A 26,340-nucleotide genomic window follows, 5' to 3' on the forward strand; every position below is an offset into this window, starting at 1 on the left:
AGGCGCTAGGCAGAGGCGCGGCCCCGGCCGCGGCCCTTGTCGGGCCTGCCGTTCGTCGGGGGGTATCCGGGCTTCGCCGGTATCGACGGCAGGGCCGGCGGTGAGGGCAGGGGCGGGAGCGCGGGCGCGTACAGCCAGGCCGAGAACAGGTCGTCCAGCGGTTCGGCGGCGTAGCGGGCCGCATGGGTCGTGAAGCCGGCGGTGGTCACCACCCCGTTGCGGTGCACGGTGGCCCAGTCGCGCAGCATGCGGAAGAACGCGCCGTCACCGAGGGCGCAGCGGATCGCGTGCACGGCGAGGCCCCCACGCTGGTACAGGCGGTCGTCGAACATCAGCTTGCGGCCCGGGTCCGCCAGCCGCAGGTCCTGCGGCTGCGTGGCCAGCAGCCGGTGTGCGGTGGCCGCCAGCTCGTGCGCGGTGCGCCCGCCGGAGCGCTCCGACCAGAGCCATTCGGCGTACTTGGCGAAACCCTCGTTCAGCCAGATGTGCCGCCAGTCGGCGATGGTCACGCTGTTGCCGAACCACTGGTGCGCGAGCTCGTGGGCGATGAGGCGTTCCGAACCGCGCCCGCCGTCCACGTGGTTGGTGCCGAACAGGGAGAGGCCCTGGGCCTCGACCGGTACGTCCAGTTCCTCGTCGGCGACGACCACCGTGTACTCGCCGAAGGGAAAGGGGCCGAACAGTTCCTCGAACAGCTGCATCATCGCGGGCTGCCGGGCGAAGTCGCGGGAGAACTGCGGCAACAGGTGCGCGGGCACGTGGGCGCTCTGCGGAACGCCGCCGAGCCCGGGGTCGCCGAGCAGCACCGTCTGGTGCATGCCGATGGACAAGCCGACGAGGTAGCTGGAGGTGGGCGCGGACTGCTCGTACACCCAGGTGGTGGTGCTGGCTCTGGTCGTCCGGGTGAGCAGCCGGCCGCCGGCCACGACCGTGTAGGCGGAGGGCGTGTTGACGGAGATGTGGTACGAGGCCTTGTCGGCGGGCCGGTCGTTGCACGGGTACCAGGAGGGGGCGCCGACCGGCTGGCTGGCCACCAGCGCGCCGTCGGTCAGTTCCTCCCAGCCCAGGCCGCCCCAGGGGCTGCGCACCGGCTTGGGGTTGCCCGCCCAGTGCACCTCCACGGTGAAGGCGGCGCCGGCGGGCAGCGGCTTGGCCGGCCGGATGCGGAGCTTGCCGCCGCGGTGGGTGTAGTGCGGCGCCCGGCCGTTGACCAGGACGCGCCCTATTTTGAACTCGGCCAGGTTGAGGTGGAACTCCGCGAGCGGTGCCCGCCCGGCAATGGCGCTGAGCCGGGCCGTCCCGGCCAGCCGGTTGGGGCCGGGACGGTATTCCAGAGCGAGTTCGTACCGGTGCACTCGGTAACGGGAGTCGCCGTTGGCCGGAAAGTACGGGTCCGATACCTCTGTCTTCTGGCCGCTCACTGCCGCTTCCGCTCCCTGCGCTGTGCTCGTACGACGTGCTGGTGCCCTGCTGCCGCCACTGCCGCTCCCGACCACCGCAGGGGCAGTCCTTTCAGGACCGCCACGCCTCGATCGGATTGCCCAGCCAGCGGGTGTCGGCGGGAACGGATTCCCCGGCCATCACGAGAGAGGCGGGACCCAGTGTGCTGCGGGCCCCGACCGTGCTGCCGGGCAGGACGATTCCGCCCGGGCCCAGGGTGGCGCCCTCGCGGAGGACCACAGTATCCGTCCTCAAGATCCGGTCGTGGAAGAGGTGTGTCTGCAACACACAGCCGCGGTTCACGCTGACCGCGTCGCCCAGCTCCACCAGGTCCGTTTCGGGCAGCCAGTAGCTCTCGCACCACACGCCGCGGCCGATCCGGGCCCCCAGCGCGCGCAGCCACAGGGCCAGCAGCGGGGTGCCGGGCACGGATCCGGCCAGCCACGGCACGGCCAGGACCTCGACGAAGGTGTCGGCCAGCTCGTTGCGCCATACGAAGGCGCTCCACAGCGGGTGCTCGCCCGTCCGGTGCCGGCCCACCAGCAGCCACTTCGCGGCCACCGCCACCGCGCAGGCGGCCAGACCGGCGGCCAGCAGGACCGCACCGGACAGCAGGGCGGCTCCCCCGGTCCCCAGCCCGGTCGCCGTGGTCAGCGCGCAGAGCGCCGCCACGGTCAGGACGGCCAGCGCGGCCGAGCAGAAGACGGGGACGAGCCGGCACAGCTCCACCAGGCCGCGCGCCCACAGCAGGTGCGCGGGCGGATCGTACGTCCGGCTCTGGTCGGCGTCGGCGGTGGACCGCGGCAGCCGGACGGGCGGCAGGCCCAGGTACGAGCTGCCCTTCTTGGCCTTCTTCGGGGTCGCGGACAGGACGCCGACCAGCCCGTCGTCCGGCACGGTACGGCCCGGGGCGGTCATTCCGGAGTTGCCGAGGAAGGCCCGGCGGCCGATCTCGGAGTGTCCGATCCGCACCCAGCCGCCGCCCAGTTCGTAGGGGGCGGTCAGGGTGTCGTCGGCGAGGAACGCGCCTTCGCCCACGGTCGTGAGGCTCGGCAGCGCGAGGACGGTGGACACCTCCGCGCCCCGGCCGATCTTCATGCCGAGCAGCCGCAGCCACACGGGCGTGATCAGCCCCGCGTAGAGCGGGAAGAGCGTCTCCCGGGACAGGTCCATCAGCTGGGTGACCGTCCAGGCCTGCCAGCCGACCCTGCTGTGCGTCGGATGGTTGCCCGTGCGCAGTCCGAGGCTGAGCAGCCGTACGGAGACCAGCAGCAGCAGCGCGTAGGCGAACCCGAAGGCGAGCGCCCCCGGGACGACGGCGATGAGCGCTCCGCGCAGGGCCTGGGAGAGGCCGGCGTCGGCGGGCACGAACCGGCTCACGACGAGCAGGGCGGGCACGGTGGCCAGCACGGGCAGGGCGGTGAGGCAGAAGCCGGTCGCGCCGTACATGGCCCGCCAGCGGACCGAGCGCGGCGGACGTTCCTTGGGCCAGTTGCGCTTGGCCTTGCCGAGCTTGCCGGCGGGCGCTCCGGCCCAGCGCTGGCCGGTGGGGATCTGGCCGACCACGGCCGAGCCGGGGGCCACCTCGGCCCGCTTGCCGACGCGGGCGCCAGGGAAGAGGATGCTGCGGGTGCCGACCACCGCGCCGGCGCCCACCTTGACCGTGCCGATCTCCAGGCGGTCCCCGTCCAGCCAGTGCCCGGAGAGGTCCACCTCGGACTCCACGGCGCAGCCGCGGCCGAGTTTGAGCATGCCCGTGACCGGGGGCAGGGAGTGCAGATCCACCTCGGGGCCGATCTTGGCGCCGAGGGCCCGCCCGTAGCGTTCCAGCCAAGAGCCGGTGAGTGAGGTCGCGCCGACGTACTCGGCCAGCCGCTCGGCCGTCCACAGTCTCAGGTGCACCCTTCCGCCGCGCGGGTAGCGGCCCGCCTTCACCCCGCGCAGCAGCAGCCGGGCGCCGCCGGCCGCGATCGCGAGGCGCCCGGGCGGGCTGAAGAGCAGCGCGGCTCCGGCGGCAACGAGCCACCAGGACGCGGTCGGCGCCCACGGGTAGGGCCCGAACCGGTGCAGGACGTTGCCCAGGGCGAGCAGCGCCACCGTCCAGCGCAGGCCGACCAGGGTGAAGAGCGGGAGCAACAGGAGCGACTGCGCCACCTTGGAGCGGAGCGGAACGGGGGCGACGGTCCGGGCCGCGCCGTCGTCCTGGACGGACTTCTCCAGCCGTCGGGCCAGCTTGCGCAGGGTGGGCTGCTGGTAGATGTCGAGTACGGCCGCGCTCGGGTAGCGGGTGCGCAGCCGGGTGGTGAGCTGGGCGGCGGCGAGGCTGCTGCCGCCGATCGCGAAGAAGTCGTCGGCGGCGCCGGTGACGGCCACGCCCAGGGTCTCGCTCCACTGCTCGGCGAGCCAGGCCTCGGTGCCGTAGAGCTGCTCGGCGGGACCGGTGGTCTCCGGTTCGGGCAGGGGCCAGGGCAGCGCGTTGCGGTCCACCTTGCCGGAGGTACGGGTCGGCAGCTCCTCGACCGGCGCGAGCAAGGGGACGAGGGCTGCGGGCAGCTCGGCGCGCAGTCGCTCGACCGCGGCCGCGTGGTCCCAGCCCTCCTGGGTGACGAGGTAGCCGACGAGCAGCTGGTTTCCGCTGCGGGCGGTGCGTACGGCCGCGGCCGCGCCGGCGACGCCGGGCAGGGCCTGCAGCGCGGCGTCCACCTCGCCCAGCTCGATCCGGCGGCCGCCGAGCTTGATCTGCTCGTCGGCGCGGCCGAGGAAGACCAGGCCTTCGGGTTCGGCGCGGACGAGGTCGCCGCTGCGGTAGGCGCGCTGCCAGCCGAGGGATTCCAGGGGGGCGTACTTCTCGGCGTCCATCGTAGGGTCGAGGTAGCGGGCGAGGCCGACGCCGCCGATGACGAGCTGGCCGCTGCCGCCCATCGGCACGGGCTCGCCGGATTCGTCGACGACGGCCAGTTCCCAGCCGGCCAGCGGCAGGCCGATCCGGATCGGTTCCCCGCCGGTGAGGAGCGCGGCGCAGGCGACGACGGTGGCCTCGGTGGGGCCGTAGGTGTTCCAGACCTCGCGGCCCTCGGTGACCAGGCGCTGGGTGAGCTCGGGCGGGCAGGCCTCGCCGCCGAAGATCAGCAGCCGGACCTCGTTGAGGGTCTCGGGCTCCCAGAGCGCGGCCAGGGTCGGCACGGTGGAGACCACGGTGATCTCCTGTTCCGCCAGCCAGGGGCCCAGGTCGGCGCCGCTGCGGACCTGGGAGCGCGGGACGGGCACGAGGCAGGCGCCGTAGCGCCAGGCGAGCCACATCTCCTCGCAGGAGGCGTCGAAGGCGACGGACAGTCCGGCCATGACGCGGTCGCCGGGGCCGATCGGCTCCTCGGTGAGGAACAGCGAGGCCTCGGCGTCCACGAAGGCGGCGGCGCTGCGGTGGCTGACGGCGACGCCCTTGGGCTTGCCGGTGGAGCCGGAGGTGAAGATGATCCACGCGTCGTGCTCGGGGCCGGGCCGGGCGGCGGCCGCTCCGGCGCCGGCGGGGTCGGTGACGTCGATGCGCGCTCCGGCGCCCAGCACCGCCCGTACCCCGGCCTCGCCGAAGACCAGCTCGGCGCGCTCGTCCGGGTCCTCGGCGTCGACCGGCACGTAGGCGGCGCCCGCGGCGAGCACGGCCAGGATGCCCGCGTACAGCTCGTTGGTGCCGGAGGGCACGCGTACCCCGACCCGGTCGCCGAGGCCCACCCCGGCGGCCGCGAGGGCCCGCCGGCGGCGCTCGACCTCGGCGGCCAGCGCCCGGTAGGTCAACCGGGTGGTGCCGTCGTCCAGGGCGAGCTCGTCGGGGTACGCCCGTACGGAGGCTTCGAAGACGTCGACGAGGGTGCGCGTCGGGGAGGCGGGCCCGGCGGAGAAGCGGGCGGATTTGCCGGACTCCTCGCACTCGGCCCCGTACGCGTCCCCGCCGTCGAGCAGAGTGAGTTCACCGTGCTCAGGTGTTGCAGCCATCGGCCCTCGCGTCTCGTTCCCGGAAGCCGTCCGGGTCGCCGGCGGAGCCCAGGTCTGCCCGGGTTGTTCCGTTCCAGCGCCAAACAACCCACCAGTCTAGTGCGGCATCAAGGATTTTCTTGTTGAAGCCTGACGTGTGGCCGGGAAGGAACGATGGCGCCGCACCGGGGTGAACGGGTCGTGAACGGGCCGTTCAGTGCTCGGCGGTGTACCGGATCCGCGCCCACAGCGGGAGGACGAACCAGCACAGGAGGTACCAGGCCAGCACTCCGGCCACGAGCCAGGGCACGAGGGCGTCGTGGGTGGCCACCCGCAGGACCAGGAACAGGGCGGAGGTGCAGGTGGCCAGCAGCAGGACGAGCCCGGTGAAGGTGAGGCGCGAGGCCCAGGCCACCGCCTCGCGCTTGATGCGCCGGCCCGAGACGATGCGGTGGAAGGCGACGGGCCCGATGAGCGCGCCGGTCGCCAGGGAGCCGAGCACGACGGTGACGATGTAGATGGTCTTGTCGGTCTGCGGAAGTGCGTGGAAGAGGGGGGTGAAGACGACCGTCAACAGGAAGCCGAAGAGGATCTGCACGCCCGTCTGGGCGACGCGGATCTCCTGGATCAGCTCCTGCCACTGCCGGTCCGCGCGTTCTTCCTCGCTCTCGCTTCTTCCGTCGGGGGCTTCCGGCATGGCGCCTCCATGGCTCACGGGTCGATGCGGCCTACGGGTCGATGGCCCCTCGGCCGGAACCCGGTGTGCGGCGCCTACCCCCTCCGCGCCCGCTCACTCCCCGGTCCCTCCCGCACGCGCGGCGCAGGCCGGGCACAGTCCTCGGTAGGTGACCTCGACCCCGGACACCGTGAAGCCGAAGCGTTCCTCGGCCGGGAGGCCGGCCAGCGGGCTTCCGGTCGGGTGGACGTCGCGGATCAGGCCGCAGCCGGAGCACACCAGATGCTGGTGCGGGTGGTGGGCGTTGGGGTCGTAGCGCTTGGCCCGGCCGTCGGTGGTGACCTCCATGACCTCACCGAGGGCCACCAGCTCGCCGAGGGCGTTGTAGACGGTGGCCCGGGAGATCTCGGGCAGCCGCTCGGCCGCGCGGGCGTGCACCTCGTCGGCCGTGAAGTGCACGTGGTCGCCGTCGAGGACCTCCGCGACCACTCGCCGCTGGGACGTCATCCGCCAGCCACGCCCTCGCAGCCGCTGCAGCAGGTCACTCATATCGGCTCACCTGTTTCAGGTTCGACGGGTACCCGGAGTTCATCGGCGGACGTCCGGGGTCCGATCGGATATGGGCTTGGTGTGCTTCTTGACTTGGATTCCGTCCATCGTAGGATCGGTTTCGTAGATAGCCAAGAGACAGGAAGACTCCAGAGCGGCAGGTGACACCGTCCGGGACGGTGACCGGCTCGGCGTCGAACCGACCGACGCGGCCGAGGCCGTGCACGGGGGCCCTTGCCCCGACAGTTCCCTCGCATTCAGTTCCTGAACACCGTGATCCGCCTGGTACGGAAGGATTCCCATGTCTGAGAACCATGCCGAGAACCACGATGCAATCGTCGTAGACGCCAAGTCGGCGGGTGGTGGCGGCTGCCCGGTCGCACACGAGCGTGCCCCGCATCCGACCCAGGGCGGCGGAAACCGTCAGTGGTGGCCGGAACGGCTCAACCTCAAGATCCTCGCCAAGAACCCCGCCGTGGCCAATCCGCTGGGCGAGGAGTTCGACTACGCCGAGGCCTTCAAGACCCTCGATCTCCCGGCCGTGAAACGGGACATCGCGGAGGTGCTGACCACCTCCCAGGACTGGTGGCCCGCCGACTTCGGCCACTACGGCCCCTTCATGATCCGGATGGCCTGGCACAGCGCCGGCACCTACCGGATCAGCGACGGCCGCGGTGGCGCCGGCGCCGGCCAGCAGCGCTTCGCGCCGCTCAACAGCTGGCCGGACAACGGGAACCTCGACAAGGCCCGCCGGCTCCTGTGGCCGGTCAAGAAGAAGTACGGCCAGAGCCTGTCGTGGGCCGACCTGATGATCCTGACCGGCAACGTCGCCCTGGAGCAGATGGGCTTCGAGACCTTCGGCTTCGGCGGCGGCCGCGCGGACGTCTGGGAGCCCGACGAGGACGTCTACTGGGGTCCCGAGACCACCTGGCTCGACGACGAGCGCTACACCGGCGACCGCGAGCTGGAGAACCCGCTCGGCGCGGTCCAGATGGGCCTCATCTACGTCAACCCGGAGGGGCCGAACGGCACTCCGGACCCGCTGGCCGCCGCGCGCGACATCCGGGAGACGTTCCGCCGGATGGCGATGAACGACGAGGAGACGGTCGCCCTGATCGCGGGTGGCCACACCTTCGGCAAGACCCACGGCGCGGGCCCGGCGGACAGCGTCGGCGCCGACCCCGAGGCCGCCTCGATCGAGCAGCAGGGCCTCGGCTGGGCGAACTCCTTCGGTACCGGCAAGGGCGCCGACGCGATCACCAGCGGTCTCGAGGGCATCTGGACGAACACCCCGATCACGTGGGACAACAGCTTCTTCGAGATCCTCTTCGGCTATGAGTGGGAGCTGTTCAAGAGCCCCGCCGGCGCCCACCAGTGGCGCCCCGAGGAGGGGGCCGGCACAGGGACCGTGCCCGATGCCCACGACGCGTCCAAGAGCCACGCTCCGACGATGCTGACGACCGACCTCTCGCTGCGGATCGACCCGGCCTACGAGCAGATCTCCCGGCGCTTCCTGGAGAACCCCGCCGAGTTCGCGGACGCCTTCGCCCGCGCGTGGTTCAAGCTGACCCACCGCGACATGGGCCCGGTCGTGCGCTACCTCGGCCCGGAGGTCCCCGCCGAGACGCTGCTGTGGCAGGACCCGCTCCCGCCGGTGACGCACGAGCTCGTCGACGCCGACGACATAGCCTCCCTCAAGGAGCAGGTCCTCGCCTCGGACCTGACGGTGTCCCAGCTCGTGTCCACGGCGTGGGCCTCGGCCTCGTCGTTCCGCGGCAGCGACAAGCGCGGCGGCGCCAACGGCGCGCGCATCCGGCTCCAGCCCCAGAGCGGGTGGGAGGTCAACGAGCCCGACCAGCTCGCGACGGTCCTGCGCACGCTGACGGGGATCCAGGAGTCCTTCAACGCCGCCCGGTCCGGCGGCAAGCGGATCTCGCTCGCCGACCTGATCGTGCTCGCCGGTGCGGCCGCCGTCGAACAGGCCGCCAAGGACGCCGGCTTCGACGTCGCGGTGCCCTTCACGCCGGGCCGTGCGGATGCGGCGCAGGAGCAGACGGACGTGGAGTCGTTCGCCGCGCTGGAGCCGACCGCCGACGGGTTCCGCAACTACCTCGGGAAGGGCAACCGACTGCCGGCCGAGTACCTGCTGCTCGACCGGGCGAACCTGCTGAACCTGAGCGCCCCCGAGCTGACCGTCCTGGTCGGCGGCCTGCGCGTGCTGGGCGCCAACCACCAGCAGTCCCCGCACGGCGTCTTCACCACCTCCCCCGGGTCCCTGACGAACGACTTCTTCGTCAACCTGCTCGACCTGGGTACGACGTGGAAGGCGACGGCCGGGGACGAGAGCACCTTCGAGGGCCGTGACGCCGCCACGGGCGCCGTCAAGTGGACCGGCACCCGTGCCGACCTCGTCTTCGGGTCGAACTCGGAGCTGCGGGCGCTCGCGGAGGTCTACGCGAGCGACGACGCGAAGGGGAAGTTCGTGAAGGACTTCGTCGCCGCGTGGGACAAGGTGATGAACCTGGACCGGTTCGACCTCGTGTGACCCTACGTCCGGGCCGGCCGGCCCACTCCGGCCGGCCCGGACGCCCTCACCCCGCGCCGCACGGCGGTCCACGAGGCCGCGCGGACGCGGCCGGCCGCGGTCACAAGAGCCGGGCCATCTCCCGCTCCACGGCGTCGAGTTCCGCCTGACGGCCCATCACCGTCAGCTGTTCCTTGTAGCGGATCAAGGCCGCGGCGAGCAGGTCCGCCCGATCGGGCTCCATGGAGTACATGCGGCGCGCGGCGGCAACGGCCTCCGCACGCAGGGCCAGGGCCGTCCCGGGCAGACCGGCGAACTCCTGGCGGCTGTATTCGTACAGCGCGACGGTCAGCAGGGGCAGGTACGCCAGCGGACTCACCTGGGCGAGCACGCGGTAGGCGGCGACCTCCTGCCGGACCGGCAGCGCCTGCGATCCGAGGAGGGCCACTCGGGCTCGGAGAACTGCGTCGTGACTGGGGTGCGCTGAGGAAGTCATGACGGTGATTCTCAAAGCCGCACACGGGTCCGAACAAGACAATCCGCCTGTGCCCTTGGTCCTACGAAAACGCCGCCTGACCTGTCATGATGGTGACGTCATCACCCCTGCGCCCCCTCTGACGCCCCTTCAGCAGCCGAGGAAGGACAGGCGGACCTGGCGCCGGGGGTTGTCCCGGTTGGTGTCCACCAGGGTGACGGACTGCCAGGTGCCCAGCGCGAGCGTTCCGTCGATCACGGGCAGCGTCGCGTGGGGCGGGACGATCGCGGGCAGTACGTGGTCCCGCCCGTGGCCGGGGGATCCGTGCCGGTGCCGCCAGCGGTCGTCGGCGGGCAGGAGGGACCGCAGAGCGGTCAGGAGGTCGTCGTCGCTGCCCGCTCCCGTCTCGATGACGGCGAGGCCGGCGGTCGCGTGGGGCGTGAAGAGGTTCAGCAGTCCGGACCGGCCGCGTGCCACCTCCCCGAGGAAGGCGGCACAGGCACCGGTCAGGTCGTGGACCGTCTCCCGGTCCCCGGTCATCACGTCGATGGTGCGCGAGGCGAAGGTGTCGGGCATGGACCCATCCTCATGCCGTGCCTCTCCGCAGCCGTGCAGCCACGGCCGATGTCGGCCGACCGGCCGGGCCGCCTACGATGATCACAAGGGACGCGACCCGTCCCCGCACACGCTCCGGCGGGGGCACGGTCTGGGCCTGACGATCGCGCTGGGCCAGGCCGGAGGGGCTGGCGCGGGCCGCTGGGGGACCTGGACACGGCGGCCGCCCTCCTCCACGGCGCCGCGCACGCCGGCGGTGACGGCCCGGCCTACCGTGTGCTGTTCGCCGCGGAGCTCGCCCGGGTCCTGGCCCGGGCGGGCGACTGGCGCGAGACCGACACGGCCATGGCGATGCTGATGGACGCCGTGCCCGCCGTCGGGTCCGTGCGGGCACTGCGGACGACGGGCCGGGCCGCCCGGCTCGTCGAGGGCGGCCGCCGCGTACCGCGCCGTACCCGCGACACCGCCCGGCACCTCGCCCGGGCCCTGCGCGAGAGCGGCCAGGGCACCCCCAGGACGAGCATCGGCTGACCACCGCACTGACGGCCGATCAGGTCGCGCTCCCGGGCAGTGGCCGCGGGCATCAGCCAGAGGCCGACCGTCGGCTGCCCCGTGGGGCCGGGCAGGCCGATGTGCAGGTGGCGGTAGCCGTCGGCCGCCCGGTCGTGCAGCACTGCGAAGCCCAGGACGTCCCGGTAGAAGGCCGGGGCGGCTTCGGCGTCCGCGACGAGCACCACCGTGCGGCCGAGGGCGGTGAACGGTGGTTCGCGGTCGGGAGAGGGAGCCATCGTGAGTCCTTCCGGTGTCAGTCGACGCCCAGCAGACGCCGCCGGTCGCCGGGGCGGGAGGCGAATTCGGCCGCGTCCGCCCGGTGCACGATGCGGCCCTTCTGCATGACGGCCACCTGCTGGGCGGCGGACAGGGCCAGCCCCAGGTTCTGCTCGACGAGCACGACCGTCATGCCCTGCGCGCTCACCTCGCGGATCACCTCGCCCACCTGCGCGACGATCGCCGGGGCGAGGCCGTCGGACGGTTCGTCGAGCAGCAGCAGCCGCGGATTGCCCAGCAGGGCCCGGGCGATCGCGAGCATCTGCTGTTCTCCTCCCGAGAGCTGGTCGCCGCGATGCCCCAGCCGCTCCCCCAGGCGCGGCAGCAGGTCGAGGATGCGCGCCTGGGTCCACGGCCCGCGCGCTCGGCGCCGCGGCGCGGCGATCGCGAGGTGCTCCGCCACGGTCAGCGGTGCGAACACCCGGCGCCCCTGCGGGACGACGCCCACCCCGGCCCTGGCGATCACGTCGACGCGGGCTCCGCCGATCTCCCGGCCCTCGAGCTCGACGCTGCCCTCGTAAGGCCGGACGAATCCGATGACCGTCGAGATGAGGGTGGTCTTCCCCACCCCGTTGCGCCCGAGGACGACGAGGGTCCCACCCGCTTCGAGATCGAGGTCGACGCCGCCCAGCACGACGCCTCCGGCGTAGCCGGAGCGCAGGCCGCGCACGCTGAAGAACGGTTTCACGAGGAGACCTCCGTGGTGCCCAGGTAGGCGCTCTGGACCTCGGCGGAAGCCCGTACTTCGTCCGGGGAGCCGGTGGTGAGGTGGTTGCCGAGGTGCATGACGGTCACGGTGTCGGCGAGTTCGAAGACCATGTCGAGGTCGTGTTCGATGAGGAGTACGGTCACCTCGCCGGGCAGAGCGGCGATCAGCTTCGTCAGCCGCTCCGTCTCGGCCGGGGACATGCCGGCGGCGGGTTCGTCCAGGAGCAGCAGCCTCGGTTCGGTGGCGAGCGCCACGGCGACCTCCAGCTGTCGCCGTTCACCGTGCGAGAGCTCCGCCGCCTGCAGGTCGTGCCGGGTGGGCAGGCCGACGCGCTCCAGCAGCGTGCGCGCCTGCGCGGTCGCGGCGGCCCGGGCACCGGCCCTGCGCCGGCCGCCGAACCCCGTTCCGGTACCGGCTCCGGCCCGGTGCAGCGCCGCGAGCAGGACGTTCTCCAGCACGGTCTCCCGCAGGAAGAGGCTGGAGTGCTGGAAGGTCGCGGCGATGCCGAGCCCGACCCGTCGGTGCACGGGCAACCGGGTCACGTCCCGCCCGTCGAGGAGCAGGGATCCGGCGGAGGCGGGCAGGGTTCCGGAGACGAGGCCGAACAGCGTGGACTTGCCGGCGCCGTTCGGGCCGATGACCGCGTGGCGCGCGCCGGGGCGCACGGTGAAGCTGACGTCGTCGACGGCTCGGAAGGACCCGAAGTGCTTCGAGATTCCGCGCAGTTCCAGTAGATCGGGTGCGGGATCGGTCACGCCGTCCTCTTCCGGGTCGGCCTCGACGGGAGCCGTACGCCGGCCAGTCCGCGGGGCAGTGTGTAGACGGCGATGACGAAGAGCAGCCCGAGCAGCAGCGGCCCTCGTCCGGCGACGGCCTCGAGGTTCCCGAGGTGGTCGCGGGTGGTCCAGATCAGCGCGGCCGCGGCGCAGGCCCCCCACATCGAGCCCGGGCCGCCGATGACGACGGCCAGCAGCGCCAGGGCGGCGATCTCGAATCCGGCGTCGCCGGGCGAGACGAACCGCTGTACGGAGACCCACAGCGACCCGGCGGCGCCGGCCAGCGCCGCGGCGCCGCAGTAGACGGTCAGGGCGTACCGGCGAGTGGGGTAGCCGATGGCCTTCATGCGGGCCTCGTTGTCGCGGATTCCGCGCAGGGCGAGGGCGAAGGGGGTGGTGCCGAGGCGGCTGACGGCCGCGAAGAGCAGGAGGAACACGGCCAGTACGTAGAAGTAGACCAGCCCGTCGAGCTCCAGCGCGGGCATGCCGGGCAGCGGTACGACGGGTGGGATGCCGGACATGCCGTCGCTGCCGTTGGTCACTGTCTTCCAGTTGACCGCGGCGCTGTACGCGATCTCGCCGATGGCCAGCGTCAGCATCAGGAACACCACGCCGCGGGCCCGGACGGCGAGCCACCCGGTCGGCACGGCCACCAGCGCCGACACGCCGGCCGCGATGAGGAGTTGGAGTGTGCCGATGTCGGTGAGCCGGGTCGCGACGATCGCCGCCGTGTAGGCGCCGACGCCGAAGTACGCGGACTGGCCGAGGGTCGGCAGTCCGGTCAGGCCGGTGAGCAGGTTCACGCTCAGGGCGAGCAGGGCGAAGACGAGGACCCTGGAGAGGGTGCCGATGGCGTACGAGCCGAGGAGGAAGGGGGCCAGGGCGAGTCCGGTGACCACGGCGGTGACCAGCAGCCGCCGGGTCGCGGAGCCCGGCCTCGTCGAACGGGACGGTGCGGAGTGGCTCATGTGCGCACCGCCGACGCGACGAGGCCGTGCGGGCGGACCACGAGCACGAGCAGCATGGTGCCGAAGAGGAGGAAGGGCGCGTACTGCGGGAGCAGGGCCACACCGAGCGTCTGGACCTGGCCGATGAGCAGGGCGCCTGCGAGTGCGCCGCGCACGGAGCCGAGACCGCCGACGACCACGACGACGAGCGAGAGGACGAGCACGCTCTCGTCGACGCCCGGCCCCGGACCCAGGATCGGCGCGCCGAGGACCCCGCCGACCGCTGCCAGGGCCGCGCCGGACGCGAAGACTCCGTAGAGCACCTTGCGGATGTCGACCCCCTGGGCGCGGACCATGTCACGGTCCGCGACGGTGGCCCGTACCAGGGCTCCGAGCGAGCTGCGTTCGAAGACGAGGTACACGACGGTGGCGAGGCCGGCGGCGACGGCGATGAACACCAGCCGGTACACCGGATACGTGTGGCCGAGGAGGTCCACCGTCCCGCGCAGCGAGGTGGGCGGGTCGGTGGGGAGCACCTCGCCGCCGAAGGCGGCGGCGAGGAGGTCGGCGACGATGAAGGTGATGCCGAGCGTGAGCACGGCCTGGTCCAGGTGCCCGCGCCGGGCCAGCGGCTGGGTGAGCGCCGTCAGCGCCGCTCCCCCGAGGGCGCCCACCAGGGCCCCGGCCGCCAGGGCGAGGAGGAGGCCCGGCAGGGTCCCGTCGGAGAGCGCGTAGGCGGTGTAGGCGCCGGCGAGGTAGAGCGTGCCGTGTGCCAGGTTGAGGACGTCCATCATGCCGAAGACCAGGGAGAAGCCCACCGCGATCGTGAACAGCAGCAGTCCGAAGGCGACTCCGTCGACGACGCTGACGACGTTGCCGTCCAGCCATCCGCCCATGTCAGCCGCCCAGCCGGCCGAGGTCGCCGGCGACGGTGTTGGCTCCCTGCCGGACCTCCCGCAGGTACCAGGGCTGCACGGGCGTGCCGCCGCTGTTGAACCGCCAGGTGCCGCGCGGGCTTTCGATGTCCCCCACCGTGGCGATGGCGGCGTTGACCGTTTCCGGGGTCACGGTGCCGCCGGCCGCCTTGATCGCCTTGTCGAGCACCTGCGCCGCGTCCCAGGAGGCCATCGCATAGGTGGTCGGGTCGGCGCCGTAGGCGGTGCGGTAGGCCGGTGCGAACTGCTTGTTGGCGGCGTTGTCCAGGTCGGCGCTGTAGTTGAGCGCGGTGAGGATGCCGGTGGCCGCCTCTCCCTGCCCCTTCAGTACGCCGCCCTCGGTGAGGAAGCCGGGGGCGTAGAGCGGGATCCTGCCGGCCAGTCCGAAGTCCCGGTACTGCTTCACGAAGTCGACGGCCGCGCCGCCGGCGTAGAAGCAGAAGACGGCCTTGGCGCCGGAGTTCTCGATCTGGGCGAGGTAGGGCTGGAAGTTCTTGGTGGCCGGGAACGGGGTGTAGACCTCCTCCCCCGCGATCTTGCCGCCCGCGGGGAGGAAGGTGGACTTGAAGCCCTCGATCTCGTCCTTGCCCGCCTGGTAGCCGGCGGCGATGAGGAAGACCGGGCCGCCGGCCTTCTCGGCGACGTGCTTGCCGAGCGCCTCGCCCGGCTCGTCGTTGACGTAGGAGGTGCGCCAGACGTACGTGGTCCCGGTCAGGGTCGTGGGTGAGGCGTTGGAGCCGACCAGCGGGACCTTGCTGGTCTCGAAGAGGTCCTTGACCCCGTTGATGGTGGCCGAGCTGACCACCCCGCTGACCGCCAGGACCCGGTCCTGCTTGACCAGCTTCTCGGCCGCCGCCTTGCCCGAGTCGGCGGTCTCCCCCTCGTCCGCGACCACGATCTGGACCTCGCGGCCGCCGAGCCTGCCGCCGTGCTGTGCGAGGTAGAGCTCGAAGCCCTGCTTCATGTCGTCGCCGAGCGCCTTGTAGGTCCCGGACTGCGGGACCAGGAGCCCGATCTTCACGGGCCCGCTCTGCTTGCTGCCGTCGCCGTTCCCGAGGCTGGCGCCACCGCATGCCGTGGCCAGCAAGAGGCCGGTGACTGCGGTGATCAGACCTGCGGGGCGAAACCGACCTGCCATGGGGACTCCGTACGTTGTGACCCGGTCCTGGCGGACCGGATGGTGCCGATGGGGTGCGGAATGGTGGTGCGGAACGGGGGTGCGGAGTGGGGGTGCTCGACGGGGTCCCGGGAGAGGAGTGCGGGATCGAGGTGACACGTGTCTATCGCGCAATGGCGACGCTCGTCAATAGTTCGCAAGATATACGCGGCGGGTGCGCTCCATCCCTTGACCCGGGTCGCCCGTATGCCGTAGCACTGACCCTCGTCAATTTCGCGCTATGCCGTTACGGCGGCGGGCCCCCGATCCGTCAGGGAGTGAAGCACCATGACCGACGATCCATCGCGGCGCAGAATCCTCAAGAACAGCGGGGTGCTGGCCGGTGCCGCATTCCTCACCGGCCTTCCGGGCGGCCTCCCTGGCGCTCACACGGCGCGGGCCGCACCCCGGGCGAACGAGCCCTCGCCCGTCGTGGAGCTGCCCGCGGGCCGACTGCGCGGAGTCGTCGAGGGAGGGCTCGCCGTGTTCAAGGGCGTGCCCTACGCGGCTCCCCCGGTGGGCGCCCTCAGGTGGCGGCCCGCCCAGCCGCACCCCGGATGGCAGGGGACGCGCGAGGCGACCGCCTTCGGCCCGAGCGCACCGCAGCCCGAAGGCGGCGGCGGGCCGCTCGGCAACCACGGCTCGCCCCCGTTCAGCGAGGACTGCCTCACGCTCAACGTCTGGACCCCCGCGGCCGGTGCCGGCAAGCGCCCCGTGATGGTCTGGATCCACGGCGGCGGCTTCATCTCGGGTTCCGGTTCGCTGCCCAACTACTCCGGCGAGACCTTCGCGCGGGACGGCGATCTCGTCGTCGTGACCCTCAACTACCGCCTGGGCCCGCTGGGATACCTCTACTTCGGCGAGGACGGCGACGGCGGGAACTTCTGGTTCACCGACCAGCTCGCCGCGCTGCGCTGGGTACGGGACAACATCGCCAGGTTCGGCGGCGACCCGGACAACATGACGCTCGCGGGACAGTCCGGCGGCGCCTTCTCTGTGGCGGCGCTCGCCGGCGCACGGCCCGCCGGCCGCCCGCTGTTCCGGCGGGCCATCCTGCAGAGCCCGCCGCTCGGGCTGAAGATCCCCACCCGGGCGGAGTCGCTGCAGCGCAGCGCAGCCTTTCTCGAGATCCTCAAGGTGCCGGACGTGGCCGCGCTACGGGACGTGCCCTGGCCCCAGCTGGTCGCCGCCACCTTCGGGATGTTCGGCCGCACCAAGCAGTGGGGCTACTGGTCGACCCCCTACCTGCCGGTGATCGACGAGGTGACGCTGGACCGCAACCCGGCCGACCTGCTGCTCAGCGGCCCCGGGGCGGACATCGACGTCCTCATCGGCTGGACCCGGGAGGAGGCCAACTTCGCCTTCGCGCTCAACCCGGAATACACCGGTGTGACCAAGGACCAGGTGCTCGCGCGGGCGCGGAACACCTTCGGAGCGCGGGCGGGCGAGGCCTACACCGCGTACGAGGAGGCCCGGCCGGGCGCCCGCCCGCTCGACGTGCTCATGGACCTGGTCGGCGACGACCTGTTCCGCATGCCGGCGGTGTCGCTGGCGGAGCGGCGGGCGGCCCGCGGACGGCCGGTCTGGGCGTACCAGTTCGACCTTCCGACCCCCGCCGAGAACGGCCAACTGGGGGCTGCGCACTGCCTGGAGCTGCCGTTCGCGTTCAACAACTTCGACAAGTGGTCGCAGGCGCCGTTCCTGGCGGGGCTGAACCCCCGGGTCCGTGACGGCCTGGCCTCGACCATGCACGCGTCCTGGATCTCCTTCATCCGCACCGGCGACCCCAACCACGGCCCCATGCCGAACTGGGCGCGCTACGAGCGCAGTTCCCGCACCACGATGAGACTGGACTCGGTCACCTCCGCCGTCGACGACCTCGCCGGGTACTGGCGGCGCCTGCACCAGCCGACGGGGCGCTGAGAGGCACGCGCCCGGGCAAGCGGCCCTCCCGGAGCAGGACCCGGCTGGGAGGCCGCGCTCCCCGGTGGCGCCCGAAGTCCCCTGCCTGGTGTCCTCCGGTCCTTATCAACGCCTGTGCTGCCTGCCTACTTTGGCGTTGATCACGGTATGTGGATCAAGAAATCACCCAGCCGAAGGACCCGTTGTAACTTTCCCCCACGCCCACTGGCAGGCCCGCCTCGACGCGCTGCGCGCCACCCACCACGTCCCCGGTGCCACGCTCGCGGTGTTCACCGGCGGGCGGATCCACGAACTGGCGAGCGGACTGCTGCACGGCGGGACCGGCGTGGAGGCGACCACCGACTCGGTGTTCCAGCTCGGCTCGATAGCCAAGATCTACACCGCCACGCTGGTGATGCAGCTCGCCGACGCGGGCGAACTGGACCTCGACGCCCCCGTGATCGAGGTGCTCCCGGAGTTCTCCGTGGCCGATCCCGAGGCCACGATGTCGATCACCACCCGCCAGTTGCTCAGCCACACCAGCGGTCTGACGTGTGATTTCACCTACGACGGCGGTCGCGGTGACGACTGCGTGGCCCGCTACGTCCGGGCCGCCCGGAACGTGGCGCTGGACTGCCCGCCCGGCACCGCGCTCTCCTACAGCAGCGTCGGATACAACATCCTCGGCCGCATCGTCGAGGTCGTCACCGGACGCACCTGGGACCAGGCCCTCAAGGAGCGGATCGTCGCCCCTCTGGGCCTCACCCACACCATGACCCTGCCCGAGGAGGCGCTGGCCTTCCGTACCGCGATGGGACACCTCCCGGGCGAGGGGGTGGACCCGGAACCGGCGCCGGCCTGGGACAGGATGCCCCGTTCGGCAGGACCGTCCGGACGCGTGCTGGCCACCGCCGCGGACGTGCTCCGCCTGGCCAAGATGCACCTCGACGGCGGCGCGGCCCCGGACGGCACGCAGATCCTGGGCCCCGACGCCGTCGGGGCGATGCAGCGGCGGGAGGTCGACGTCCCCGACCGGTGGACGGTCAGCGCGGACAGCTGGGGGCTGGGCTGGTCGCTCTACGACTGGAACGGCATCCGGGGCTACGGCCACGACGGCGCGTCGATCGGCCAGTACGGCTACCTGCGCGTCGTTCCCGGCGCCGATGTCATCGTCGTCCTCCTCACCAACGGCGGCGCCGCCCACCTCCTCTACGCCGATCTGCTCCGCGAACTCCTCCTGGATCTCGCCGACGTCCGGATGCCTCCCGCCTTCGCGCCGCCCGCGCAGCCCCCGGCCGTCGACATGGCCCCGCTGCTCGGCACCTACCGGCGCGAAGGAATCGTCGTCACCGTCGGCCTCGGGCCCGACGGCGCCCCCCGTCTGCTCTACGAGTTCGTCGACGGGATGCAGGACTTCTCCCCGCCCCTGGCCATGGACCTCACCCCGGTCAGCGGGACGGTCTTCGCCGCCTCCGGCGCCGGCCCCTCCTTCGGCGAGGACTGGATGCCCGTCGTCTTCGCCACCCTCGCCGACGGCACGCCCTGCTGCTACATCGGCATGCGCTGCGCCCCCCGGGTGGACGTCCGCTGAACGGCCGGCCGAGCCGGGGGTGTCGTGCCGATCAGGCCGTCCCGGACCCGGGCGGCTCCTGCGCCAGGCCCGTGACCTCCTGCACGTGGCGCAGGCCGGGCGCGGCGAGCACGTCGTTCAGCTGCTGGAAGATCTGCCGTGCGGCGACCGCGTTCCAGTCGGCGGGGAGCAGTTCGGCGGGCAGGCCCGGGTCGAGGTAGGGCAGGCGGCGCCACTGGGTGAGCATCGGGACGTAGGCGCGGAAGGCCTCGGCTCCGTCGACGTCGCGCTGCTCGGTCAGCTGCGCGGCGAGGGGTCCGTAGGCCTGGGTGAAGCCCGCGTACTGCTCCTCGATCGCCGGGAAGTCCCACCACGAGCTGACGGTTTCGGGGAGCTCGCTGAAAGCGGCGTAGTCGGCGGCGAACAGGTGTACGTAGTCGCTGAGCCCGAGGCGGACGAGCATGTCGCGGGCGTCGCCGAGGAGGCGGCCGGGCGCCAGCCACACGCCCGGGGCGATGTTGCCGAAGCCGAGCCAGGTCAGCCGGGTGCGCAGCTGATAGCGGTACGACCGCTCGGACTCCGGCACGGAGAAGACGGCCATCGCCCAGCCGTCGCTCAGCTTCGCCGGTTCCAGGCTGCCGAAGATGCGCCGGTCGCCCTCGTCGAAGACGGGCTGGGCGGCTGGGCTGAGCCGGTACCCGGTGGCGCCCCGGCGCTCCGGTTCGAGGACGCCCTTCTTCTTGAGCCGGGAGATCGCCGAGCGCGCCGCCGGGCCGTCGACGTCCAGTTCGGACATCAGGGTGACCAGGTCGGCTACGGAGATCCAGCCTCCGAGGCGTCGCAGGAACGCCCCGTAGACCGTGTTGATCAACGAGCTGGGCCTGAGGGGACTGTCCGCCATGATCGCCTTCCGTCGTATGCGGTCGCGATCCTACCGAGCCGCGCGAACGCGGCGCCGTCCAGTCCCGCCCGGCCCGGGCAGGCCGGGCCCGGGCAGGCCCGGGTCAGAGGCGCGCGGCGCGTTCGAGGCGGCCCAGGTCCACGAACTTGAAGTCGGTGTCGGTGCGGGCCTCCCCGTCGGGACCGGTGGACCCGGGGGTGTTGGCGCCGTCCTGGACGACCAGCAGGCCGTTCGGGAACTTCTTGCCCAGCGGTGCGCTGGTGACGGCGGCGCCGTCGCACTCCTGCGACCCGTCGGGGGCACCTGGCCCGGTGCCCGCCGCGATGCGGAAGCTCCGGACGTACGCGTTGCCGCGCTCTCGCTCGAAGACGGCGAAGGTGTCGTCGCCCTGGCTGGAGGCGAGCAGGTAGCCGCCGCGCCCGGGGTGCTCCGGGTCGCGCCAGATGGTCAGGCCCTCCACGTCGGCGGAAACGTGCCGGCCGCCGAAGCCGGGGTCCGCGCCCGCGTCGCATTCCTCGGTCCCGGCGTTCCAGGTGCCGGGCACTCCGAAGGAGCGGACCTTCTCGATCAGCCGGGCGGGGGAACGCAGGTCGGCGTCCAGCTTCCAGATGCCGACGTCCTCCTGGCCCGCGTAGAGGTCGCCGGTGTCGGGATCGATGACCATGCCCTCGACCTGCGGGAGTTCGCCCGGTTCACCGCACGGGCTCCACGCCTTCCCGTCGGGCAGGGTGAAGGTGGAGGGCAGCGAGGTGGTGCGGACCGTGCGGTAGCCGACCTTCCCCCGGGCGTCGGGCAGGAGTTCGGCGAGTGCGAGGGCGGTGGCGTGGCGCCGGCTGGTGACCGCGAAGGAACGGCCGCTGCGGCGGTCGGTGTACGCGGCCAGGCCGTAGACGGTCCGCTGGTCGTTGGCCTCGTCCTGGTCTGCGGAGAAGACCTGTGGGGCCGCCGACTCGTCGGTGACGTCGACCAGGGGGGCGGAGGGCCGGCGGGGGTCGATCCGGTAGACGCGCAGCTGGTCGCGGCCCCGGTCGGAGACGACGGCCACGTCGTGGCGGCCGCCGCCGGGGAAGCGGAGCCCGGTGATCAGGTCGACGTTGTTGAAGCGCCCGGGCGCGTCGCCGTCCCTCGGCGGCGGGGCCGGCAGGGACTGCACCTGGCGCCCGTCCAGGTCGTACACGCGCAGGCCGCCCTCCTTGGCGGTGGCGATCACCAGACTGCGGTCCGGGTCCTTCTCGTTGCGCCAGATAGCGGGGTCGTCGGCGTTCGCGTTGCCGCCGGCCTCGTCGTCGAACAGGGAGGGCGTCTCCAGGGAGGCCTGGACCTGCGGCAGCGACTCCGCCGCGCCGTGGTCACCGCGGGCGTGCGCCGGCCCGGCGACCACTCCCAGGGCCACGAGGGTCGCCACTGTCACGACCGGCGTCCGCCTTCTCCTGATCACGCTCATCCTGCCTCCTGCTCACGGTACCGGGTGGGGGCCGGGCCCGCGTCCCGCCCCTGGGGGCGCTCCCGGGCGGCCGCCACCACCGTGCGCCACCCGCGGGTGGCCGCCATGGAGCGGACATGACGTGCACATGACTGAGCCGTGAAATCCCCGCAGCCTCGCGGCTTTCTTAGCGGAACGTTAGATCTGCGTGCCGGAGCTTGTCCGGGTACAACGGCCGACGCATGCTCGGGACACTTCCCCGCCACCGGGGCATTTCTCCCTCTCCCCTCGGGGACTTCCGTCAGGAGCCGCCATGTCCGCGTCCGCCGTCATGCCCGCCTCACCGCCCGGGGACGAGCGCAAGAAGCGCCGTCTCGCCCTGATCGGCGGGTCGCTCGGCAATCTGGTCGAGTGGTACGACTGGTTCGTCTACGCCAGCTTCGCGATCTACTTCGCCGACTCCTTCTTCCCCGGCGACAATCCGACCACGCAGCTGATGAACACGGCGGGCATCTTCGCCGTCGGCTTCCTGATGCGCCCCGTCGGCGGGTGGATCCTCGGCCGGGCAGCCGACCGGCACGGCCGCAAGAGCGCCCTCACCCTCACCGTCACCATGATGTCGGTGGCCGCCCTGCTGATCGCCGTGGCCCCGACCTACGGTCAGGCCGGCTACTTCGGCGCCCTGGTGCTGCTGCTCGCACGCCTGCTCCAGGGGATGAGCATCGGCGGCGAGTACGCGGCCAGCGCCACCTACCTGACCGAGGCGTCGGCCCGCAACCGGCGCGGCCTCGGCTCTTCCTTCCAGTACGTGTCGATGACCTGTGGCCAGCTGCTCGGCCTGGGCATCCTGATCACGATGCAGCACACCCTCACCACCGCCCAGTTGGAGAGCTGGGGGTGGCGGATCCCGTTCGTCCTCGGGGCGTTGTTCGCGGTGGTCGTCTTCTGGCTGCGGCGCCGGCTCCAGGAGACCGACGCGTTCAAGGAGGAGTCCTCGGGCGAGGACGCCCACGACGACAGCACGCGCGGCACGCTGAAGGCCCTGTGGCTCTACCGGCGGCAGGCGGGCCTGGTCATGGCGCTCACCCTCGGCGGCACCGTGGCCTACTACACCTACACCACCTACCTCACCAAGTACCTGGTCGGCAGCGCGGGCATGCCGAAGACGACCGCCACCCTGGTCAGCTTCACCGCTCTGACCCTCTTCGCCGTGCTGCAGCCCTTCGCCGGGATGCTGTCCGACCGGATCGGCCGCCGTCCGCTGCTGATCACCTTCGCGGTGGGCTGCACCGTCGGCACGTACCCGATCATGACCGCCCTCGGGTCGGCGTCCTCGTACTGGTCCGCGCTCGGCCTGTCCCTGCTGGCCCTGGTCGTCATCACCGGTTACACGTCCATCAACGCGGCGGTGAAGGCGGAGCTGTTCCCGACCCGGGTGCGCGCCCTGGGCGTGGCGCTTCCGTACGCGATCGCCAACGCGCTCTTCGGCGGCACGGCGGAGTACGTGGCGCTGTGGTTCAAGAACAGCGGCCACGAGAAGATGTTCTTCTGGTACGTCTCCGGGTGCGCCCTGGTCTCCCTCGTGACGTACGTGCTGATGCCGGACACCCGCAACGCCGCGCTCAGCCGCGCCGAGGCCGAGGCCGACTGCGCTGCCGGGATCGAGACCGGCGCCGGTGCCGGTGAAGCCCCGGGACGTCCGGCGGCGGCTCCCGTAAGCTGAGCCGACCGGGCTCACAGGTCGCGAGGGAACTGTCCATGCATGCGCTTCTCGTCGAGGACGACGACCGGATGGCCCGGGCCCTCGGCACCGCACTCGCCCAGCGGGGGCACACGGTGCGCCGGGTGGGCCGGGCCCTGGACGCCCTGCGGCACGTGCACGAGGCCGAGTTCGTCCTGCTGGACCTGGGGCTTCCCGACCTCGACGGGCTCGAACTGCTGCGGCGGCTGCGGACCGTCTGCGACGCGCCCCTGATCGTGGTGACCGCGCGCTGCGAGGAGCGCGACATCGTGCAGGGGCTGCGGGCGGGCGCCGACGACTACGTCGTCAAGCCGTTCCGGATGGCCGAGCTGATGGCCCGAATCGACACGGTACGCCGCCGGACGGACACCCACTCCGGCCGGACGGGAGCCCACCCCGCCGGTGCCGCCGGCGCCGGCGGCCGGCCGGTCCGCACCGGGGACGTCGAGGTCGACCCGGCGGGCCGCACCGTCACCGTGGCGGGCGCCCAAGTGAGGCTGACCCGGCGCGAGTTCGACGTCCTCGCCTTCCTCGCCGCCCGCCCGGACGAGGTGCACTCCCGTGAGGTGATCCTGGACCGGATCTGGGGGGACGCCTTCCTCGCCGCCTCCCGCTCCCTGGACGTGCACGTGGCCGGGATCCGTGCCAAGACCGGCCGCTCCCACCTCGTGCGCACGGTCCGCGGTTTCGGCTACCAGCTCGGCTCCCCCACCGCGCCCGCGGACGGGGACGGCACGCGATGAGGCGCAGGCTCCTCGCCGTGCTGATGGCGCTCATGGGGGCCGCGGCACTGCTGCTCTGCGTCCCCCTGGCCGACGCCTACGCGCGCGGCCGTACCGAGCACCTGCTGCTGCAACGGCGTTCGGAGGCCGTGCGGTTCGCCGATCTCGCCGACCGGATGCGCACCGCCGCCGACCGGGCAGAGCTCTCGGCCGAGATCGGCCGCTACGCCGAGCTGTACGAAGCCGGGGTGGTGGTGGTCGACACGGCGGGAGAGACCGTCGCGCGGGCCGGAGCGGGGCCCGCGTCGCAGGCCGCCACGGACGCGGCCACCGGTACCGGAACGGGCACGGACACGGACACGGGCGACGCCGGGCAGGACAGCGACGCCGGCACAGGTACCGGCACCGGCACCGGCACCGCCCCGGAATCCCCTTCCGCGGCGACGGAGGCCCGTAGCCGCGCCCTCACCGGCCGCTCCACCGACCGGCTGCCGACACTGCGCCCCTGGGGTCCGAGGACCGTCGTACTCGCCGAACCGGTGGGCCGGGACGAGCGGGTCAGCGGGGCGGTCGTGCTGGCCGTCCCCACCGACGCCGCCCGCCGGGACGTGGCGGTCCGCTGGTCGCTCATCGCCGCCGGGGCGGTCGCCGCCTTCGCGGCGGCGGCCCTGGTCGCGGCGGGGATCGCGCGCTGGCTGATGCGCCCGCTCCTCGATCTGGACCGGGCGGTGGAACGGTTGACCGCCGGCAGCCTCCAGGCGCGGGCCGTCTCCGACACCGGGCCCCCGGAACTGCGCCATCTGCGGCAGCACTTCAACACGATGGCGGAGGCCGTGGCCGACTCCATCGGCCGCCAGCGCGACTTCGTCGCCGACGCCTCCCACCAGCTGCGCAACCCGCTGGCCACCCTGGTGCTGCAGCTGGAGAACGTGGAACCGCACATCGCTCCCGGTCCCGGCCTCACCGAGCACACCCGCGCCCTGGACGAGGCGGAGCGCCTGGAGGAACTCCTCGACGGCCTGCTGTCCCTGGCCCGGGTGGAGTCCGGCACGGCGGAGCCGGGCGACCAGGACGTGGCGCAGGCGGTACGGGACCGGGTGACGGCCTGGACCCCGGTCTTCCGCGCCGCGGGCCTGCGCCTGACCGTCGCAGGCCCGCCGGGAGAACTGCGGGCGCGGACCCTGCCCGACGCGGCGGGCCGGATCCTGGACGCGCTCCTCGACAACGCCGTCAAGTTCGTGCCGCGTGACGGCCGGGTCGACGTGTTCGCCACACGTGCGGCCGACGGGAGCGCGGTCGTCCGGGTCGCCGACGACGGCCCGGGCGTCCCGGAGGACCAACTGGGCCTGCTGCTCAGGCGTTTCGCGCGTTCCCCCGAGCACCAGAACGTGCGCGGCAGCGGCCTGGGACTGGCCATCGCCGACGAGCTAGCCCGCGGCAGCGGCGGCGGGCTGGACGTCCGCGGCAACGTGCCGCACGGCCTGGTCGTCGAGCTCCGCCTCCCGGCCCCGTGACCGCTCAGCCGTACACCGACCGGTAGTAGGCGACCGCCCCCGGGTGGAGCGGCACCTCGCCGGTCGAGATGGCGAACCGGGGCTCCAGCCGCGCGCCCGCCGTGACCTCGCGCAGCAGGTCACGCCATTGCTCGAACACGACGTGGAGCAGCCCGCGCGCGGCGCCCTCCCCCACGTCCGCACGGGCCAGGAGGTAGTTGCCGACCCCGATGGTCGCGACCGGCTCCGCGAGCCCGTACACCCCGGCCGGCAGTGTGACCGCCGAGTAGGCGGGGGCGTACCGCTCCCGCAGCGCGCCCACGTAGCCGTCGAGGGGCAGGAAGCGCAGCGGCAGCTCGCGCGCCAGCCCCGACAGCGCAGGTGTGGGCACGCCTCCGGACCAGAACAGCGCGTCGACCGCGCCCTCGCGCAGCGCCCCGACCGAGGCGGCGAGGCCCAGTCGCCGTGCGCGGGCCGGCGCGGGGCCCCCGCTCAGCCCGGCCGCCCGCAGGACCCGTTCCGCCACCACCTGTACGCCCGAGCCCTCAGCGCCGGCCGCGACCGGACGCCCGGCGAGGTCCTGGACCGCGCGCACCGGCCCGTCCGCCGGGACGAGCAGGTGCGTGTAGTTCACGTACACGCGGGCGAGTGCCGTCATCGAGGCCGGCCGGGAGAACGACTCACGCCCGAGTACCGCGTCCTCGGCCACGTCCGCCATGGCCAGCGCCAGTTCCACGGAGCCGTCGTCCAGCCGTCGCAGGTTGTCCACGCTCGCCGCGGTGCTGACGGGCACGATCTCGAGCGGCCCGCCACTCGCTGCGACGGCCCGGGCGAGGGCCTTCCCGAAGGCGTTGTACGGCCCGCCCTCCGGCCCCGTCGCGAGTCGTAGCCGGCGTACCGGTCCGGCCTCGCCCGAGCATCCGGCCAGTGCCCCGGCGAGGGCGCCGAGCCCGGCGGCCATCACCCGTCGGCGGCTGGGCTCTGCGCTGGTCACCACCCAAGCCTAGGGGGTGTCGCCGTGGTGGCGGAGGTCGGCTCCGCGGCCCGGC

General features: G+C 72.8%; 20 protein-coding genes and 1 pseudogene. 6 read left to right on the forward strand and 15 right to left on the reverse strand.

Annotation, left to right across the window (positions count from 1 at the left end):
* Nucleotides 1-5: 5 nt before the first annotated feature.
* From OG332_RS01435 to OG332_RS01450, 4 genes are all read right to left on the reverse strand, one after another.
* Nucleotides 6-1,421 (reverse strand): M1 family metallopeptidase, encoded by a 1,416-nt coding sequence (locus tag OG332_RS01435; RefSeq protein ID WP_327411695.1) that lies wholly within the window; start codon nucleotides 1,419-1,421, stop codon nucleotides 6-8.
* Between the two features lie 91 nt (nucleotides 1,422-1,512).
* Nucleotides 1,513-5,430, reverse strand: a complete 3,918-nt coding sequence (locus tag OG332_RS01440; protein WP_327411696.1) for a Pls/PosA family non-ribosomal peptide synthetase — start codon at nucleotides 5,428-5,430, stop codon at nucleotides 1,513-1,515.
* 193 nt (nucleotides 5,431-5,623) lie between these two features.
* A complete protein-coding gene (locus OG332_RS01445; protein ID WP_327411697.1) occupies nucleotides 5,624-6,106 on the reverse strand; it encodes a DUF6328 family protein in 483 nt (160 codons plus the stop codon).
* A 93-nt stretch (nucleotides 6,107-6,199) separates the two neighbouring features.
* Nucleotides 6,200-6,634 (reverse strand): Fur family transcriptional regulator, encoded by a 435-nt coding sequence (locus tag OG332_RS01450; protein WP_327411698.1) that lies wholly within the window; start codon nucleotides 6,632-6,634, stop codon nucleotides 6,200-6,202.
* A gap of 301 nt (nucleotides 6,635-6,935) precedes the next feature.
* Here OG332_RS01450 and katG point away from each other — a divergent pair, with 301 nt between their 5' ends.
* Nucleotides 6,936-9,179 (forward strand): catalase/peroxidase HPI, encoded by a 2,244-nt coding sequence (gene katG / locus OG332_RS01455; protein ID WP_327411699.1) that lies wholly within the window; start codon nucleotides 6,936-6,938, stop codon nucleotides 9,177-9,179.
* A gap of 100 nt (nucleotides 9,180-9,279) precedes the next feature.
* On the opposite strand, the gene OG332_RS01460 is transcribed toward katG, so the two are convergent.
* The 8 genes and pseudogenes from OG332_RS01460 to OG332_RS01495 form a co-directional block, all read right to left on the reverse strand.
* Complete coding sequence (locus OG332_RS01460; RefSeq protein WP_327411700.1) at nucleotides 9,280-9,654, reverse strand: hypothetical protein; 375 nt, start codon at nucleotides 9,652-9,654, stop codon at nucleotides 9,280-9,282.
* 129 nt (nucleotides 9,655-9,783) lie between these two features.
* Entirely contained in the window at nucleotides 9,784-10,209 is a 426-nt protein-coding gene (locus OG332_RS01465; RefSeq protein ID WP_327411701.1) for a YjbQ family protein, read from the reverse strand.
* Between the two features lie 248 nt (nucleotides 10,210-10,457).
* Entirely contained in the window at nucleotides 10,458-10,976 is a 519-nt protein-coding gene (locus OG332_RS01470) for a VOC family protein (RefSeq protein WP_327411702.1), read from the reverse strand.
* A 17-nt stretch (nucleotides 10,977-10,993) separates the two neighbouring features.
* Nucleotides 10,994-11,704 carry an ABC transporter ATP-binding protein gene (locus OG332_RS01475; protein ID WP_327411703.1) on the reverse strand — a complete coding sequence of 237 codons (711 nt, stop codon included), beginning with the start codon at nucleotides 11,702-11,704 and terminating at the stop codon, nucleotides 10,994-10,996.
* A pseudogene (locus OG332_RS01480) lies at nucleotides 11,701-12,414 on the reverse strand (ABC transporter ATP-binding protein); the annotation flags it as partial. The pseudogene OG332_RS01480 and the gene OG332_RS01475, both read right to left, overlap by 4 nt.
* A gap of 62 nt (nucleotides 12,415-12,476) precedes the next feature.
* Nucleotides 12,477-13,469, reverse strand: a complete 993-nt coding sequence (locus OG332_RS01485; protein WP_327411705.1) for a branched-chain amino acid ABC transporter permease — start codon at nucleotides 13,467-13,469, stop codon at nucleotides 12,477-12,479.
* Nucleotides 13,466-14,344 (reverse strand): branched-chain amino acid ABC transporter permease, encoded by an 879-nt coding sequence (locus OG332_RS01490; RefSeq protein WP_327411706.1) that lies wholly within the window; start codon nucleotides 14,342-14,344, stop codon nucleotides 13,466-13,468. The genes OG332_RS01485 and OG332_RS01490 overlap by 4 nt, the downstream gene beginning before the upstream one ends.
* 1 nt (nucleotide 14,345) lies before the next feature.
* The gene (locus OG332_RS01495) at nucleotides 14,346-15,521 is read right to left on the reverse strand and encodes an ABC transporter substrate-binding protein (protein WP_327411707.1); all 1,176 of its coding nucleotides are present in this window, start codon (nucleotides 15,519-15,521) and stop codon (nucleotides 14,346-14,348) included.
* A 306-nt stretch (nucleotides 15,522-15,827) separates the two neighbouring features.
* On the opposite strand from OG332_RS01495, the gene OG332_RS01500 reads away from it, so the two are divergent.
* Together OG332_RS01500 and OG332_RS01505 are read left to right on the forward strand one after the other, a co-directional pair.
* Nucleotides 15,828-17,462 (forward strand): carboxylesterase/lipase family protein, encoded by a 1,635-nt coding sequence (locus OG332_RS01500; protein WP_327411708.1) that lies wholly within the window; start codon nucleotides 15,828-15,830, stop codon nucleotides 17,460-17,462.
* Between the two features lie 139 nt (nucleotides 17,463-17,601).
* A complete protein-coding gene (locus OG332_RS01505) occupies nucleotides 17,602-19,032 on the forward strand; it encodes a serine hydrolase domain-containing protein (RefSeq protein ID WP_327419070.1) in 1,431 nt (476 codons plus the stop codon).
* A 31-nt stretch (nucleotides 19,033-19,063) separates the two neighbouring features.
* Here the strand turns inward: OG332_RS01505 and OG332_RS01510 are convergent, their stop codons facing one another.
* Both OG332_RS01510 and OG332_RS01515 read right to left on the reverse strand, forming a co-directional pair.
* Nucleotides 19,064-19,912, reverse strand: a complete 849-nt coding sequence (locus tag OG332_RS01510) for a PaaX family transcriptional regulator (protein WP_327411709.1) — start codon at nucleotides 19,910-19,912, stop codon at nucleotides 19,064-19,066.
* 103 nt (nucleotides 19,913-20,015) lie between these two features.
* Nucleotides 20,016-21,356: a phytase gene (locus OG332_RS01515; protein ID WP_442816090.1), complete on the reverse strand. Its 1,341-nt coding sequence runs from the start codon at nucleotides 21,354-21,356 to the stop codon at nucleotides 20,016-20,018.
* 310 nt (nucleotides 21,357-21,666) lie between these two features.
* Here OG332_RS01515 and OG332_RS01520 point away from each other — a divergent pair, with 310 nt between their 5' ends.
* The 3 genes from OG332_RS01520 to OG332_RS01530 are packed head-to-tail and all read left to right on the forward strand — an operon-like array spanning nucleotide 21,667 to nucleotide 25,312.
* Nucleotides 21,667-23,058 carry an MFS transporter gene (locus OG332_RS01520; RefSeq protein WP_327419071.1) on the forward strand — a complete coding sequence of 464 codons (1,392 nt, stop codon included), beginning with the start codon at nucleotides 21,667-21,669 and terminating at the stop codon, nucleotides 23,056-23,058.
* A 35-nt stretch (nucleotides 23,059-23,093) separates the two neighbouring features.
* Nucleotides 23,094-23,819, forward strand: coding sequence for a response regulator transcription factor (locus OG332_RS01525; RefSeq protein WP_327411711.1), 726 nt, complete (start codon nucleotides 23,094-23,096; stop codon nucleotides 23,817-23,819).
* Complete coding sequence (locus OG332_RS01530; protein ID WP_327411712.1) at nucleotides 23,816-25,312, forward strand: sensor histidine kinase; 1,497 nt, start codon at nucleotides 23,816-23,818, stop codon at nucleotides 25,310-25,312. Before OG332_RS01525 ends, OG332_RS01530 begins: the two co-directional genes overlap by 4 nt.
* 4 nt (nucleotides 25,313-25,316) lie before the next feature.
* On the opposite strand, the gene OG332_RS01535 is transcribed toward OG332_RS01530, so the two are convergent.
* A complete protein-coding gene (locus OG332_RS01535) occupies nucleotides 25,317-26,285 on the reverse strand; it encodes a TAXI family TRAP transporter solute-binding subunit (RefSeq protein ID WP_327411713.1) in 969 nt (322 codons plus the stop codon).
* Between the last annotated feature and the right edge of the window lie 55 nt (nucleotides 26,286-26,340).

It is taken from the genome of Streptomyces sp. NBC_01233 (genome assembly GCF_035989305.1).
Lineage (GTDB): Bacteria > Actinomycetota > Actinomycetes > Streptomycetales > Streptomycetaceae > Streptomyces.